The 14911-nt window shown below is 57.8% G+C and carries 14 protein-coding genes; 11 read left to right on the forward strand and 3 right to left on the reverse strand.

Annotated elements, in window-relative coordinates; all coding sequences use genetic code 11:
• Positions 1 to 9: 9 nt before the first annotated feature.
• The 4 genes from AC1DFB_RS07280 to AC1DFB_RS07295 all read left to right on the forward strand — a co-directional run bounded on the left by AC1DFB_RS07280 (position 10) and on the right by AC1DFB_RS07295 (position 2417).
• The gene (locus AC1DFB_RS07280; protein ID WP_170406059.1) at positions 10 to 834 is read left to right on the forward strand and encodes an arsenate reductase/protein-tyrosine-phosphatase family protein; all 825 of its coding nucleotides are present in this window, start codon (positions 10 to 12) and stop codon (positions 832 to 834) included.
• Between the two features lie 26 nt (positions 835 to 860).
• Positions 861 to 1337: an arsenate reductase ArsC gene (locus tag AC1DFB_RS07285; RefSeq protein ID WP_170396900.1), complete on the forward strand. Its 477-nt coding sequence runs from the start codon at positions 861 to 863 to the stop codon at positions 1335 to 1337.
• The gene (locus AC1DFB_RS07290; protein WP_480922416.1) at positions 1334 to 1993 is read left to right on the forward strand and encodes an aquaporin; all 660 of its coding nucleotides are present in this window, start codon (positions 1334 to 1336) and stop codon (positions 1991 to 1993) included. The genes AC1DFB_RS07285 and AC1DFB_RS07290 overlap by 4 nt, the downstream gene beginning before the upstream one ends.
• A 187-nt stretch (positions 1994 to 2180) precedes the next feature.
• Complete coding sequence (locus tag AC1DFB_RS07295; protein ID WP_170396893.1) at positions 2181 to 2417, forward strand: hypothetical protein; 237 nt, start codon at positions 2181 to 2183, stop codon at positions 2415 to 2417.
• On the opposite strand, the gene AC1DFB_RS07300 is transcribed toward AC1DFB_RS07295, so the two are convergent.
• Positions 2406 to 3029 carry an XRE family transcriptional regulator gene (locus tag AC1DFB_RS07300; protein ID WP_170396891.1) on the reverse strand — a complete coding sequence of 208 codons (624 nt, stop codon included), beginning with the start codon at positions 3027 to 3029 and terminating at the stop codon, positions 2406 to 2408. The two genes, AC1DFB_RS07295 and AC1DFB_RS07300, sit on opposite strands and share 12 nt — an antisense overlap.
• Before the next feature lie 65 nt (positions 3030 to 3094).
• Here AC1DFB_RS07300 and AC1DFB_RS07305 point away from each other — a divergent pair, with 65 nt between their 5' ends.
• The 5 genes from AC1DFB_RS07305 (at position 3095) to AC1DFB_RS07325 (ending at position 8947) form a co-directional block, all read left to right on the forward strand.
• On the forward strand, positions 3095 to 4612 hold the full coding sequence (locus AC1DFB_RS07305) for a class I adenylate-forming enzyme family protein (RefSeq protein WP_480922417.1): 1518 nt from the start codon (positions 3095 to 3097) through the stop codon (positions 4610 to 4612).
• Complete coding sequence (locus AC1DFB_RS07310; RefSeq protein ID WP_480922418.1) at positions 4609 to 5268, forward strand: DsbA family oxidoreductase; 660 nt, start codon at positions 4609 to 4611, stop codon at positions 5266 to 5268. Before AC1DFB_RS07305 ends, AC1DFB_RS07310 begins: the two co-directional genes overlap by 4 nt.
• 73 nt (positions 5269 to 5341) lie before the next feature.
• Positions 5342 to 6550 carry a multidrug effflux MFS transporter gene (locus AC1DFB_RS07315; RefSeq protein ID WP_170406074.1) on the forward strand — a complete coding sequence of 403 codons (1209 nt, stop codon included), beginning with the start codon at positions 5342 to 5344 and terminating at the stop codon, positions 6548 to 6550.
• Between the two features lie 58 nt (positions 6551 to 6608).
• Complete coding sequence (locus AC1DFB_RS07320) at positions 6609 to 8273, forward strand: hypothetical protein (RefSeq protein ID WP_170406078.1); 1665 nt, start codon at positions 6609 to 6611, stop codon at positions 8271 to 8273.
• Positions 8270 to 8947 (forward strand): SH3 domain-containing protein, encoded by a 678-nt coding sequence (locus AC1DFB_RS07325; RefSeq protein ID WP_170406081.1) that lies wholly within the window; start codon positions 8270 to 8272, stop codon positions 8945 to 8947. The genes AC1DFB_RS07320 and AC1DFB_RS07325 overlap by 4 nt, the downstream gene beginning before the upstream one ends.
• Here AC1DFB_RS07325 and mfd read toward each other — a convergent pair.
• A complete protein-coding gene (gene mfd, locus AC1DFB_RS07330) occupies positions 8944 to 12399 on the reverse strand; it encodes a transcription-repair coupling factor (RefSeq protein ID WP_480922419.1) in 3456 nt (1151 codons plus the stop codon). The two genes, AC1DFB_RS07325 and mfd, sit on opposite strands and share 4 nt — an antisense overlap.
• A gap of 21 nt (positions 12400 to 12420) precedes the next feature.
• Positions 12421 to 12984: a component of SufBCD complex gene (locus AC1DFB_RS07335; RefSeq protein ID WP_480922420.1), complete on the reverse strand. Its 564-nt coding sequence runs from the start codon at positions 12982 to 12984 to the stop codon at positions 12421 to 12423.
• 82 nt (positions 12985 to 13066) lie between these two features.
• Between AC1DFB_RS07335 and hemB the strand changes: the two genes are divergently transcribed.
• Positions 13067 to 14065: a porphobilinogen synthase gene (gene hemB, locus AC1DFB_RS07340; protein WP_480922421.1), complete on the forward strand. Its 999-nt coding sequence runs from the start codon at positions 13067 to 13069 to the stop codon at positions 14063 to 14065.
• Positions 14066 to 14258: 193 nt separating this feature from the next.
• Complete coding sequence (locus AC1DFB_RS07345; RefSeq protein ID WP_480922422.1) at positions 14259 to 14780, forward strand: lipid-binding SYLF domain-containing protein; 522 nt, start codon at positions 14259 to 14261, stop codon at positions 14778 to 14780.
• Positions 14781 to 14911 lie beyond the last annotated feature (131 nt).

Here is a 14911-nt window from a genome sequence, read left to right on the forward strand (position 1 = left end):
TCATGAATTATGGAAATAGAGATTCATGACAGGCTGAACGCACTCGCACATCCCAAGCGGCTGGATCTGTTCCGGCTGTTGATGCGTCGCTATCCAGATTCCGTTGCTGCGGGTCAGATAGCTGAGGCTTTAGCGCTGAAACCCAATACTGCGTCAACCTACCTGAATGCATTGAAATCCGCCGGGCTGATCCAGCAGTCGCGCAGCGGGACATCATTGCAATATGCCGCCAACTTACCAGCGGTGCGCGGGCTGTTTGATGAGTTGCTGGGCGGTTGCTGTCAAAATCGTCCTGATTTGTGCATGCAACCCTCGGATGACCCCGTTATGGCGTCCCCTGACCGCGTCATGAATGCGCTTTTCCTCTGCACCGGAAACTCGGCCCGTTCGATCATGGCGGAAGCCATCCTAAACAATGAAGGTAACGGCTTGTTTCGCGCTTATTCGGCAGGAACGGCACCATCGGACGGACCAAATTCAATCGTTTTGGAACTCTTGAAGCAAAAAGACTACGACACGACCTCGCTCCGCTCAAAATCACTGGAAGAATTTGCCGCTGCTGATGCCCCAAAGATGGATTTTGTCTTTACCGTCTGCGACCACGCAGCGAACGAGGCCTGCCCCGCTTGGCCAGGACAACCGATAAGCGCGCATTGGGGTCTGCCCGATCCGGTCAAAGTTGAAGGAACCGACGCGCAAAAGCAGCTGGCATTCCAGCAGTCCTACGGATTGCTGCGCAACCGTATCACCACCTTTGCCAGCCTCCCGTTCGAAACGCTCGACCGCATCTCACTACAGCACAAGGTGGATGATATCGGCCGAATGGCCGAGTAGTCCTCGATCAATCCAAGGATACCCCCATGAACATACTGGTTCTATGCACCGGCAACTCGGCTCGGTCGATTCTGCTGGAGTCGCTCTTCAATCACACCGGCGAAGGGCGTGTACGCGCCTATTCAGCAGGCTCCAACCCGACCGGGAAGGTGCATCCGCAATCCTTGACGCTGCTTGGTGCCGAAGGCCATGACGTCCGCGATGCCCGCTCTAAAAGCTGGGATGAGTTTGCAGCAGAAAATGCTCCGGAAATGGACATAGTGATCACGGTTTGCGGCTCAGCCGCCGAAGAGACATGTCCCGTCTGGCCCGGCGCGCCCGTACGCGCGCATTGGGGTGTCGAGGACCCAGCCGCCGCGTCTCAGTCAGACTGGGAAACCGCCTTTAGGACCGCATATGACATTCTTGGGCGCCGCGCCGAAGCACTTCTGGAGCTGCCCATTGAAACCATGGACAGCGTTGAACTCTCGGCCCATCTCAAACGTATAGGAGCCCTGCTGTGAGCGCCCGCCAATACTTTGCCGAATTCCTCGGAACCGCCTTCCTGCTGATCGGCGTTGTCGGATCAGGCATCATGGCGCAAACCTTGTCCGACGGGAACATCGCGCTGGCGTTGCTGGCCAATGCAATTGCGACCGGCTGCATCCTTTACGCTATCATCACTACGCTCGGCCCTGTCTCGGGCGCTCACTTCAACCCTGCAGTGACATTGGCCTTTGCGCTGCGCGGTGAACATCCCTGGCGTGCGGTCACCCCTTACATGCTTGTTCAGATTGCCGGCGGTATCGCGGGGGTCTGGGCCAGCCATTACATGTTTGACCTGCCGATTCTGCAAACTTCGGAAACGATGCATCGTACCGGGGCTCATCAGTGGTTTTCGGAAATTGTCGCCACTTTGGGTTTGCTCTTTGTGATTTTCGGCGGAATTCGGCACAAGCCGGACACGGTACCAGCCCTTGTGGGCCTCTATATTACCGGCGCCTACTGGTATACGTCTTCCACAAGTTTTGCTAATCCGGCCGTTACAATCGCAAGGGGCTTTACGGATACCTTTGCGGGGATATACCCTGCGCACATTGCGATGTTCATAATTATGCAGTTAATTGCTGTATTTATCGGACACAAAATACTGAACTGGTTATTCGAACCAGCAGAATAACGGACCGGCCGCCACTCACTTTACAGCAGGTCCGTGGGCCCGTTGCGGTATCTCCGCAGCGGGTTTTTTGCATCTTATCTCCCGACTCCGGCTGCGACATTTTGTCATGTCTGCAGCAACGCACGGCGCTCCGTAGGCTGTCTTGGGGGAGAGCAATCCTGAAACACCAACTAAGGAAGGCTCGCAGATGCTAAACTGGGCTGATCTGACGCAAGACTGGGACGCGTCATATGCGCGTGCAAAACGTAGGTTTCCGAACCTGCGCGATAGGGATATGGCGCGCGTTGGCGAAGATCGCAAACAGTTCGAAGCTTACCTGGCCGAGCGTCACCACCTGACCGTAAACGAGGCGCGCGAAGAGCTTGAGGATTTCCTGTTCACCGAAGCATTGAACCGCGAAGCGGCCCAAGCCCTAAGCAAGTGACGTCACCCACAGGATCGTCGCATCCTCATCACTGACCGAAATGACGTTATGCCCCATGCTGCCGTCGTAATAAGCGCTGTCGCCGCGGCGCATTTCGACCGGCTCATAGAACTCGGTAAACAATCGCACCACTCCGGTCAGGACATACAGAAATTCCTCACCATCGTGACGCACCCAGCCGTCAAATTCTTCCATCGAGCGTGCACGTACACGGGCGCGATAGGGCAGCATCTGCTTTTTAGTCAGCGTTTCTGCCAGCAACTCATGTTCGTAGGTGGTGGTCGCATGGGCCGCCCCCCCGCCCATCTTGGTCACTGCCATTCGACCGATCACCTGATCGCGTTGTGGCGGCGTAAAAAGCTGAGGCACCGAAATCTCCAATCCGGTCGCCAGCTTTTTCAAAGCATCATAGGTCGGAGACATCTGACCATTTTCGATCTTGCTGAGTGTCGACCGGGCCAGACCCGCCTGACTCGCCGCCTGTTCCAGCGTCCAGTTGCGGGCTTTACGCAGTTCGCGCACGCGCGCGCCCAAATCGACCGGCTCCAACTCGGTGTTGACACCATTGTCGCGGGCAATTCTGACGATAGATTTATGATCATTGGTGGCCATGGGTCTTTCTATAGGGCGAGCATGCCCTGCTTGCAACGCGCCTCGCACGGGGATAGCCAGTTCTCATGTTGTCGATCTTTGATCAGGGGCCGCCTACGCCCTGCCCGCGCCCATTCAATCTTGCCGCGCATGTGCTGCGCCATGCGAAAAGTTCAGCTGAGAAGACCGCGCTTTCGGTGCTGAGATCGGATGGTGCAACAGACTGGACCTATGGCGATCTGCATTCGGCGATAATGGGCACCGGTTCAGGATTGCTGCAGAGCGGCCTTCGCGCCCAAGACATTGTTCTCATGCGATTGGGCAATACCGTCGATTTTCCGATCGCCTATCTGGGCGCAATCGCCGTGGGGCTGGTCCCCGTGCCCACCTCATCACAACTGACCGAGCAAGAGACCGCAAAGATCATCGACGATCTGAATCCCGCCGCCATTTTGCGAGATCCCCAGGTCGCCTGCGCGCCGCACCCGGATCAGATCATGCTGCCTGAACTGGCCCGGATGCGATCACTGCCACCTGCAAGTTTTGCCATGGGTGATCCCGAGCGGCTTGCCTACGTGGTCTACACTTCGGGCACTTCGGGCAAACCCCGTGCGGTTGCGCATGCACACCGCGCCATCTGGGCTCGGCAGATGATGGTCGACGGCTGGTATGGCCTGAAATCCTCGGACCGGCTGTGCCATGCGGGGGCATTCAATTGGACCTACACGCTGGGCACCGGCTTGATGGACCCTTGGGCCATTGGTGCAACGGCTCTGATCCCTGAACCCGGGACAGACATACGCGATCTGCCTGCCCTGTTGAAACAACATCATGCCACCATCTTTGCAGCCGCACCGGGGGTCTTTCGGAAGATGATGCAAAGTGACACGCAGCCCGGCCTTCCCGATCTGCGCCACGGCCTTTGCGCCGGGGAAAAGCTGTCGCGACACCTGCATGAACAATGGGTGCAGTCCACCGGCACCGAGCTTTATGAGGCTTACGGCATGTCCGAATGCTCGACCTTCATCTCATCCAGCCCAAGCCACCCGGCACGCGGCACAGCATTGGGGCAGCCGCAGCCCGGGCGTCGGATTGCCATCCTCGGGCCGGATGGTCCTGTGCCACAAGGTCAGGAAGGTACAATAGCCGTACATCGCGAAGATCCGGGCCTGATGCTAACCTATCTGAATGCCCCGGACGAGGCCGCTGCTCGGATGCAGGGGGATTGGTTCCTGACCGGTGATCAAGGCGCGATGGCCGTTGATGGGCAAATCACCTATCTGGGTCGAGATGACGACATGATGAATGCGGGCGGATATCGCGTTTCCCCGGTCGAAGTCGAAGCGGCCTTATCCACCCATCCCGAGATCACCCAGGTCGGGGCGGCTACGGTCGAGGTAAAACAGGACAGTTCGATCATCGTTGCCTTCTACACTGGCCCCGAAGAACTGGACGCGGCGGACCTGCACGCCTATGTGTCTGACAAGTTGGCGCGCTACAAACAGCCGCGTGCCTTTGTCCATCTGCCCGCCTTGCCCACCGGAGGCAACGGCAAACTTCTGCGCCGCGCCCTGCCGGCCTATTTCAAGGCGACGTCCGAATGACACACACTGTAAAGCTCGACATCATGTCCGATCCGATTTGCCCCTGGTGCTATATCGGCAAGACCCATCTGGACAAAGCGCTCGCCGAAGTGCCAGACAACCCCTTTATGATCGAGTGGCACCCCTTTCAGCTGAACCCCGATATGCCCGACGAGGGAATGGATCGGCGCGAATACCTTGAACGGAAGTTCGGCGGTAAGGAAGGAGCAGTTCGTGCATACGCGCCCGTTGTTGAACATGCCGAAAACGCAGGTTTGAATATCGATTTCGAAGGCATGAAACGCACGCCCAACACGCTGGATGCCCACCGCCTGATCCACTGGGCGGGGATTGAGGGCAAGCAGGATGCCGTGGTCGATGCACTCTTTAATGCTTACTTCGTCGAGGCGCGTGATATTGGTGATCATGAGGTGTTGGCTGATGTCGCCGACAGCGTCGGCATGGATGCAGCGGTCGTACTGAAACTGCTGCAGTCAGACGCCGACCGCGAGGATATCCGTAACCGCGACAGCCATTCACGCGAAATGGGCGTAAATTCGGTTCCCACATACATCGTTGCAAACCAGCACGCCGTTCCGGGCGCGCAACCTCCTGAATTGTGGGCAAAAGTGATCTCTGAGATCATGTCTCAGATTGAGGCTTCCCCTGCAGAATAGCACATACCTCTGTGCATTTCTGATCTAGTCCAACCCGAAACGCCGTGATAGCGCATTCGGGAAGGAGTTCCCCATGGCCGACCGCATGTCCCGGGGCGAATTCATTGCGTTGATCGCGATGATGTTCGCCACGATAGCCTTTTCGATCGATTCAATGCTGCCAGCCCTGCCCGAGATCGGCGCAGAGCTCAGCCCCTACGATCTGAACAAAGCACAGTTGATCCTGACCTCTTTTGTGCTGGGCATGGGGATCGGCACATTCTTTACCGGGCCAATTTCCGATGCGGTCGGGCGCAAGCCGGTGATTTATGGTGGTGCCGCTCTCTATATACTGGCCTGCGCTGTTGCGTGGTCGAGCTCATCGCTTGAACTGGTGCTGGCTGCGCGCATCGCGCAGGGCCTCGGGGCGGCCGGGCCGCGCGTTGTGGCTATGGCGATCATTCGCGACTTGTTTTCAGGGCGCGAGATGGCGCGCATCATCTCGATTGCGATGATGATCTTTACTCTGGTCCCCGCCGTGGCACCGCTGCTAGGCGCAGGCGTTATTGCACTGGTCGGCTGGCGCGGCATCTTTGTGTCCTTCATCATATTCGCCACGATCATCGTGATCTGGATGGCCACGCGCCTGCCTGAATCTCTGGCGCCCGAAAACCGGCGCCCCTTCCGCCTGCCCCTGATGATTGCGGCAGTGCATGAGATGTTCGCACACCCCACCGTACGCCTCTCGATCCTGGTGCAGACCCTTTGCATGGGGTTGCTGTTCACCATGCTAACGATGGTTCAGCCGGTTTTTGACGTCATCCATGATCGGGCAGACAGCTTTCCCTTCTGGTTCGCCTTCGTGGCGCTGATCTCGGGTTCGGCCAGCCTTTTGAACGCCGCCGTGGTCGTACGCGTCGGGATGCGCCGTATGGTGACCTGGGCCTTGGGCGCGCAGATTCTGATCACAAGCGCCGTCATCATCCTGAACATGACACCACTTTCACCGGGCGCATCCTTTGCTGTTTTTGTGGCGTGGCAGACCTCGATCTTCTTTATGGCCGGTGTAACCATGGGCAACCTGAACGCCATTGCGATGGAACCTATGGGTCATATCGCGGGAATGGCTGCCTCGGTCATTGGCTCGATCGCCACAATTCTGGCGGCTGCCATCGCGGCCCCTATTGGGCTGTTATTTGACGGGTCGATCACACCGCTGACGACCGGCGTGCTAACGATGTGCATCCTTGGCTTCGGCCTGATGCTACATATGGGCCGGATCGAAAACAGACTGCCCGCCTGATCTGTGCAGAGCCGCTGAAACACGCTAACCTTCCCGCAAATCGTGGGGAGGGGGCGCCATGAGCGACTATTATGATCTGGGCACGTATTCCTGTGCCGTCACCACAGCATCACCCGAAGCACAGCTTTGGTTCGATCGCGGATTGGTCTGGACGTATGGCTACAACCACGACGAAGCGGTCACGTGCTTTCAGAAAGCTGCCGAGATTGACCCGGATTGCGCCATGGCCCATTGGGGCGTCGCCTATGCAGCAGGCCCAAACTATAACCTGCCGTGGGAATTGCGGGACGATCAGGGCCGGGCCAAATCACTGGCCATCGCCTATGATGCAACACAGAAGGCGCTGTCGCTGCTCAACGGGTGCACAGCGGTTGAGCAAGCATTGATCCGCGCCCTACCCGCCCGATACCCTCAGCGTGACCCCATCGAAAACATGCACCAGTGGGACTATGACTATGCGGATGCCATGCGCGCCGCATTTGCCGAACAGCCTGATGATCTGGACCTGCGCACGATCCATGTTGAGGCGCTGATGAACCTCACCCCGTGGCAGATGTGGGACCTGAAAACGGGCCAACCGGCCGAGGGTGCCGCGACCCTTGAAGCGCAAGACGCTTTGGAGAGCGCTTTGGTCAATGACCCGGCGTCGATGTCTCATCCCGGTCTACTTCACCTATATGTGCACCTGATGGAGATGTCGCCGACGCCAGAAAAGGCGCTGCAGGCCGGAGACATCCTGCGTACACTCGTACCCGATGCCGGTCACCTGGTGCATATGCCGACCCATATCGACGTGCTGTGCGGCCACTATCACAACGTTGCCTACTGGAACGAAAAGGCTACCGAGGCCGATCTGAAATATTATGAGCGTGAAGGCGCGTTCAACATTTATACCGGCTATCGTCAGCACAACTATCACTTCACCATCTATGGCGCTCTGTTTCTCGGTCAGATGGAACCAGCCCTGCGTGCCAATCAGGGCCTGTGGGATACCACCCCCGAAGATATGCTTCGGATCGAAAGCCCGCCCATGGCGGATTATTTTGAAAGCTACATGTCCATGGGCCCGCATATCCTGATCCGCTTTGGCCGCTGGGAAGAGGCCAAGGCACTGAATTTGCCAGACGACCCTGACCTTTATCGCACTTTGACAGCAACAACACATTATGCTCGCGCCATCGCCCATGCGGCCACTGATGAGGTGGCGCAAGCCGAGGCCGAAGAGCAGTTGTTCCTTGCCGCAAAAACCTGCGTGCCCGAGACCCGCCGCCTGCACAACAATCGGGTCATCGACCTTCTGGAGATCGCAGCGGAAATGCTGCGCGGAGAAATCGAGTATCGCAAAGGCAACTACGAGATTGCCTATGCACATCTACGCCGCTCGGTCGAGTTGGATGACACGCTGCCCTATGACGAGCCATGGGGTTGGATGCAACCAACACGCCATGCGCTTGGTGCGTTGTTGTGCGAACAAGGGCATGTGAACGAGGCCGAGGCAGTCTATCGTGAAGATCTAGGCTTGGGTGGCACGCTCAGCCGCGCCTCGATCCACCCTGACAATGTCTGGAGTTTGAAGGGTTTGCATGATTGCCTGAAAGCACGCGGCGAGACAGTAGAAATCCGCCAAATCAAGCAACGCCTTGATCTTGCCTTGGCGCGCGCGGACCGCACCGTCGGCGCGTCGTGCTTCTGTGCCCAAGCCGCCATGAGGGCTGCGGAATGAAGCTATTCCTTTTGGTGGCAGGCCTGCTGCTTGCCAGTCCAGCGCTGGCACAGCGCCAGACCTTTCCACCTATCGACGAGGCAGGTCAAAATCCATCACTGGTCGCATTCCGAGCTGACTTGCTGGCGAAAATCGAGGCACGCGATACCGATGCAGTTGTCGCCGCCGCTTGTCCCGACATCTATCTCAGTCACGGCACAGCAGGTGGACCGGAAGAGTTTCGCACCAACTTGACTGTGCCTCCGGAAACGCTTGGTGAAGAATTTCAGGACGAGGCTGCGGAGCTACGTGATTTTTACTGGTCGCAATTGCAGCAAACAGTTTCCCAACCGGGATATTTTGACGATCAGGGTGAATTCTGGATGCCGCACTATTGGCGGATCATTCTTCCCGCTACAGTAGACCCTTTCACCGCCTTCTATGTTTCGGGCGAAAGCATCACACTGCGTCAGGCACCGTCTCGTGGCGCGCCCATCCTCGCGCTGATCAGTCATGAAATCGTGATCGTCCCTGACTATCAACCTGATGGGGAATACCAGAAAATCAGACTAACCGATGGGACATCGGGCTACTTACTCAGCGATTTTCTGACATCGATGGTTGGCTACCGCGCTGCGTTTGTTAAATCCGATACGGGCGACTGGCAAATCTGCACTTTTGTGACGGGGGACTAGGCTTTCGCCTTTTTCTTCACAGCCACGACCTTTTCGGCCAGATCACGGGCGATGGCAAACGCACCTTTGATCTTGTCGCTGTCCTTCTTCCAGTCGCGCCGCACAACGATCTTGTTGTCCTTGACCTTGGCCAGCCCGCGTTGGTTCTGAATGAACTCGACCAACCCCTCGGGTGAGGCGAACTTATCATTGTGGAACTGTATCGTTGCGCCCTTTGGCCCGCCGTCCAGCTTGGCGATCCCGGCGCGTTTGCACATCGCCTTGATGCGCACGACAAGCATCAGGGTATTCACCTCTTTCGGCAGGCTGCCGAAGCGGTCGATCAACTCGGCAGCGAATCCTTCCAGTTCCACTTTCGTCGACAGTGACGACAGGCGGCGGTAGAGGCCCAGACGCACGTCCAGATCGGGCACATAATCCTCGGGGATCAGAACCGGGACACCCAGATTGATCTGCGGCGCCCATTGGTCATCGGCATCCGATAGCCCCTCCATCTCGCCGGCTTTGATCTTGGCAATCGCCTCTTCCAGCATCGATTGGTAGAGTTCGTAGCCCACATCACGCATCTGGCCGGACTGTTCCTCACCCAGCAGGTTGCCCGCACCACGAATGTCGAGGTCTTGCGATGCCAGTGTGAACCCGGCCCCGAGCGTATCCAGCGAGCCCAGAACCCGCAGCCGTTTCTCAGCCGTCGCCGTCAGGCGCTGGCGCGGTTTGGTGGTCAGATAGGCATAGGCGCGGGTTTTTGAGCGCCCCACCCGCCCCCGGATCTGATAGAGCTGCGCTAGGCCAAACATATCCGCCCGATGCACGACCATCGTGTTGGCAGTCGGGATATCCAACCCGCTTTCTACGATCGTCGTGGCCAGCAGAACGTCGTATTTACCGTCGTAGAACGCGTTCATCCGGTCATCAAGCTCACCCGCAGCCATCTGCCCGTGTGCGACCACGTAGGATAATTCAGGCAACTGCTCTTTCAGGAATTCCTCGATCTCAGGCAGGTCAGAGATGCGCGGCACCACATAGAAGCTCTGCCCGCCACGATAATGCTCGCGCAGCAGCGCCTCACGGATCGTTACCGCGTCGAATTCGCTAACATAGGTGCGGATCGCAAGCCGATCGATGGGGGGCGTGCCAATGATCGACAGATCACGCACGCCTGTCAGGGACAATTGCAGAGTTCGTGGGATCGGTGTCGCTGTCAGGGTCAGGACGTGCACATCTGAACGCAGCTGTTTCAGCCGTTCCTTGTGGCCCACGCCGAAATGCTGTTCCTCGTCGATGATCAGCAGGCCTAGATTATTGAACCGTATCCCTTTCGCCAGCAACGCATGGGTGCCGATCACGATATCTACAGTGCCTCGCGCCAGCCCGTCACGGGTTTGCTGCGCCTCTTTGGCCGAGACAAAGCGCGACAGTTGCCGGACTTCAAGTGGGAAACCCCGGAAGCGATCCTTGAAGGACGCCGCGTGTTGCCGCGCGAGCAACGTGGTCGGTGCCACAATGGCAACCTGTACGCCCGACATCGCGGCGACAAAGGCTGCGCGCATGGCGACCTCGGTCTTGCCAAAGCCTACATCGCCACAGATCAGACGATCCATCGGCGCGCCGGAATGCATGTCTTCCATCACCTCGGAAATCGCGCGCAACTGATCGTCGGTCTCCTGATATGGGAAACGCGCGCTGAACTCTTCCCATGCATGCGGCGGTGGGTCCATGACAGGAGCTTTCCGCAGGGCTCGTTCGGCGGCGATGCGGATCAGCTTGTCCGCCATTTCGCGGATGCGCTCTTTCAGCTTGGCCTTCTTGGCCTGCCAAGCGCCACCACCCAAGCGATCAAGCAGACCTTCGTCATGGCCATATTTCGAAAGCAGTTCGATGTTTTCGACCGGCAGGTAGAGTTTGGACTGTTCAGCATATTCCAGCAGCAGGCATTCATGCGCGGCCCCCGCAGCCGTAACGACCTCCATCCCCTGATACCGCCCGATCCCGTGGTCAACATGCACCACCAGATCACCGGGGCTAAGCGACTGCGTTTCAGTCAGGAAGTTCTCGGCCTTGCGGCGTTTTTTGGGTTGGCGGATCAGACGGTCGCCCAGAACGTCCTGTTCCGAGATCACGGTCAGATTGGGCGCTTCAAACCCGTGTTCCAATGCCCAAACCGCAAGATGCAGGCCGCGCTTTCCAACCCGGGTCCCGTCGGTCACCGGGATTGCCTCGGCCAGGCCTTCATCTTCGATCAAGCCGGTCAGTCGTTCACGAGCGCCTTCGGAGTAAGAGGCAATGAGGACCGGCCCCTTGTCCATCTTTTCGGTGATATGCGCCGCCAGAGCGCCAAACAGGCTGATGCTTTCCTGCTGACGTTCGGGTGCAAAGTTGCGCCCGATCCGTCCGCCTGCATCAATCACGCCCGGACCACTCGCCTGCGGCAGCGGGCTGAACTGCAAAACGCGACGATCGCCCACTGCATCTTCCCATGCAGCATCGTCCATATAGAGCAGACCGGGAGGCGTCGGTTTATAAACCGTATCCATGCGCGAGCGGTTTTCCAAAGCGAGCTTTCGTGTCTCATACTGATCCGCAATCGTATCCCAGCGCGCCAGCCGAGCAGGCGTGACCTGATCGTCAAGCGAGATTGAGGCCCCTGGAAGATAGTCGAACAGCGTTTCCAGCTTTTCATGGAAAAACGGCAACCAATGCTCGATCCCCTGATGCTTGCGACCTGCGCTGACAGCTTCGTATAAGGGATCATCCGTACCCGCGGCGCCGAATTCGATGCGATAGTTCTGACGGAATCGGGTGATGGCGGCTTCGTCCAGTATGACCTCGGACACCGGGGCAAGCTCGACCACATCAAGTTTTTCAGTCGTTCGCTGCGAGACAGGATCAAACCGGCGTGCACCATCCAGAACATCCCCGAACAAGTCCAGCCGCACGGGACCGCTCTCACCGGGTGGGAAGATGTCGATGATACCGCCTCGGATAGCGTAGTCTCCGGGCTCCATCACCGTGGGGCTTTGGGTAAAGCCCATCCGCACCAGAAAGTTGCGAAGGGCATCTTCGTCTATGCGCTGATCTACGCGAGCGGTGAATGCGGCCTCTCGCAACACTGCACGCGCGGGTACCCGTTGGGTCGCGGCATTGAGCGTGGTAAGCAGCACGAACCGCTGCGGAATCTGATGCACCAAAGCAGCCAATGTTGCCACGCGGGCAGCAGAAATGTCGGCGTTGGGCGACACCCGATCATAGGGCAAGCAGTCCCATCCGGGGAATACAAATACGGGCATGTCCGGGGCAAAGAATGCCAACGCTGCCCGCATCGCCTCCATCCGTTTGTCATCGCGGGCGATATGACAGACTGGACCGCCCGAGCGCGCGATCTCATTCAGCACAAGCTGTGCATCAAACCCCTCGGGGCCGCCGCCGACTGTTACGTGGTTCGGAGCCGTCATTACCTTGCCTTTCAGGGACTACTAACCCAGGACACCAATCGAAATGTTCTGATACATTCCCCAGAACGCAGTGATCAAGATCGAGAACATACCGATGATCTGAGTAAAGGTTCGACTTCGCGTCAGCGTTTTGGAAACATTTTCTACGGTCGCTTCTTGAGTCTGTAATCGACGCGCTGCCGCAATACTGATCATCATTACAAAACACATCGGGAGCAGAAGGAGGAATACGGCCTGTGCAAATTCCACGTCGTAGAAGAAACCCAACGTCGCAAGGCCAGTCAAAACAAAACAGCAAATTGCCATCAATACCAGACCCGAGGCTTCAACGATGTACAACACTCTGTTCGAGTTGATCCGCGCGATATCCAAAAGGTCCTGTTCCGCTTGACCACCCACACGACGGGCGCGCATCACCAGATCATAGGGCACTCCCATGGTCCAATGGCTTGCAGATGACCAAAGGGCGGCCAAGCCGATCCAATACCACAGATTTGAGAAGCTCCGCATATCGATGAGTTCGAAAATCAGAAGAGTAAATGTCCAAGCGTCTGCCCTTTGTTCAACGTCCGCAGGGACCGTCATCGCAGCGATGCGTCCATTGTTACCCTTGAGACCACCGGGAATTCATGCCACCCAATGCGCAATTGTTCAAGGAGAGTGCGCCATGAAACCGACTATCGCCCCATATCCCCGGACCCGTTTCCGCCGGGCCCGCCAATCCGAGGCGATCCGGGGTCTGGTGCGCGAGAACACCTTGACCGTGAATGACTTTATCTGGCCTATTTTTGTGCGCGACGGTGAAAATATCGAAGAACCCGTCCCGTCGATGCCCGGGGTCGTGCGACGCTCGGTCGACCTGATCGCCAAAGCCGCGGTTGAAGCGCAAGCCCTTGGCATTCCTGCAATATGTATTTTCCCATACACCGATCCGAGCCTGAAAACCGAGGATTGTGCCGAGGCCTGGAACCCCGACAACCTGTCCAACCGCGCCATTCGTGCGATCAAGACCGCTGCGCCCGAAATCGCGGTGATGACGGATGTGGCCCTGGACCCCTACAACATCAACGGCCATGACGGCTATGTGGTCGATGGCGAGATTGTGAATGACCAGACTGTTGAGGCGCTGGTGAAAATGACGCTGGCGCAGGCCCAAGCCGGAGCTGACATCATCGGCCCGTCCGACATGATGGATGGCCGTATCGGCGCCATGCGCAGCGCACTTGAGTCGGCGGGTCACCACAATGTCATGATCCTGAGTTATGCCGCCAAATATGCCAGCGCTTTCTACGGCCCTTTCCGCGACGCCGTTGGGGCATCGGGCGCTCTGACCGGTGACAAGAAGACCTATCAGATGGACCCTGCCAACTCGGACGAGGCCCTCCGTCTGATCGAGCGTGATCTGACCGAGGGTGCAGATATGGTCATGATCAAACCGGGGATGCCATACTTGGATATCTGCCGACGGGTCAAAGACAGCTTCGGTGCGCCGACCTATGCCTATCAGGTGTCTGGCGAATACGCGATGATCCAAGCCGCTGCACAAAACGGTTGGATCGACGGCGAAAAGGTGATGCTGGAAAGCCTGCTGGCCTTCAAGCGCGCAGGCTGTGACGGCATCCTGACCTATTTTGCACCCGAAGCCGCGCGCATCCTGCAGGGCTAACACCTCAGATTGTCGCAATTTTTCGCCGATTTGCTGCGTGCGCAGCACAGCTTTCCCGTGACAGGCCGGTGCAATCGGCGTATTCTTGCAGACAAGATCGGGAACACCCGACATATCAGGCACATACACAGAGACAGAGAAACATGAGCAGTTCAAACTCCCCCGACTTAGCCGTCGCGGTTTTGCTTTTGGCATGGCCGGACTGACGCTGACCGCCGCTTGCGGCAACGGCGTTGGCAACTCCAACGCAGTCACACTCGACGCGCGCGTCGACGCGACGCTGAACGAGATGTACAGCAAGTATCCCAACACCGTTGAGATTGCCAACAAGGCCAACGGAATGTTGGTCATGCCACTGATTACAGATGCCGGATTTATCTTTGGTGGCGCCTATGGTCAGGGTGCACTGCGTATTCAGGGCGCGACGGTCGACTATTATTCCGCCATCTCCGGTACTGCGGGCCTGCAGATCGGCGCACAGCAATATGCGCATGTTCTGTTCTTTATGACCGAAGAGGCCTTGAACGATTTCCGCCGCTCCAGCGGTTGGACGGCCGGTGCAGATATCGGATACGTCGTCGACGCGACCGGAGAATCCTTGTCGACCGACACCACTCAGTTGCGCAAACCCGTGCTGGCCGCAGTCTTTGGACAGGCGGGTCTGAAGTTCGGCGCGACGGTCGAAGGCACCAAATATACGCGCATCATCCCCTAAGACCCAAGATACCACCCTCCCCCTCTGACGAGCCCCGCTACATCTTGTGGCGGGGCTCCGAGTTTTCGCGGTTTTCCACAAATTCCAGTGGCATTCCTCTTTCGGTCGGGCGGAGGTTCCAGTAACCTTGG

The organism is Ruegeria sp. S84, assembly GCF_056583445.1.

Excerpts from the sequence above, each read along its gene's own strand:
- AC1DFB_RS07280 (WP_170406059.1), top strand. The coding sequence starts at position 10 with ATGGAAATAGAGATTCATGACAGGCTGAACGCACTCGCACATCCCAAG.
- AC1DFB_RS07315 (WP_170406074.1), top strand. The coding sequence starts at position 5,342 with ATGGCCGACCGCATGTCCCGGGGCGAATTCATTGCGTTGATCGCGATG.
- AC1DFB_RS07320 (WP_170406078.1), top strand. The coding sequence starts at position 6,609 with ATGAGCGACTATTATGATCTGGGCACGTATTCCTGTGCCGTCACCACA.
- AC1DFB_RS07310 (WP_480922418.1), top strand. The coding sequence starts at position 4,609 with ATGACACACACTGTAAAGCTCGACATCATGTCCGATCCGATTTGCCCC.
- AC1DFB_RS07305 (WP_480922417.1), top strand. The coding sequence starts at position 3,095 with ATGTTGTCGATCTTTGATCAGGGGCCGCCTACGCCCTGCCCGCGCCCA.
- hemB (WP_480922421.1), top strand. The coding sequence starts at position 13,067 with ATGAAACCGACTATCGCCCCATATCCCCGGACCCGTTTCCGCCGGGCC.
- AC1DFB_RS07300 (WP_170396891.1), bottom strand. The coding sequence starts at position 3,029 with ATGGCCACCAATGATCATAAATCTATCGTCAGAATTGCCCGCGACAAT.
- AC1DFB_RS07285 (WP_170396900.1), top strand. The coding sequence starts at position 861 with ATGAACATACTGGTTCTATGCACCGGCAACTCGGCTCGGTCGATTCTG.
- AC1DFB_RS07335 (WP_480922420.1), bottom strand. The coding sequence starts at position 12,984 with ATGACGGTCCCTGCGGACGTTGAACAAAGGGCAGACGCTTGGACATTT.
- mfd (WP_480922419.1), bottom strand. The coding sequence starts at position 12,399 with ATGACGGCTCCGAACCACGTAACAGTCGGCGGCGGCCCCGAGGGGTTT.
- AC1DFB_RS07295 (WP_170396893.1), top strand. The coding sequence starts at position 2,181 with ATGCTAAACTGGGCTGATCTGACGCAAGACTGGGACGCGTCATATGCG.
- AC1DFB_RS07325 (WP_170406081.1), top strand. The coding sequence starts at position 8,270 with ATGAAGCTATTCCTTTTGGTGGCAGGCCTGCTGCTTGCCAGTCCAGCG.
- AC1DFB_RS07345 (WP_480922422.1), top strand. The coding sequence starts at position 14,259 with ATGGCCGGACTGACGCTGACCGCCGCTTGCGGCAACGGCGTTGGCAAC.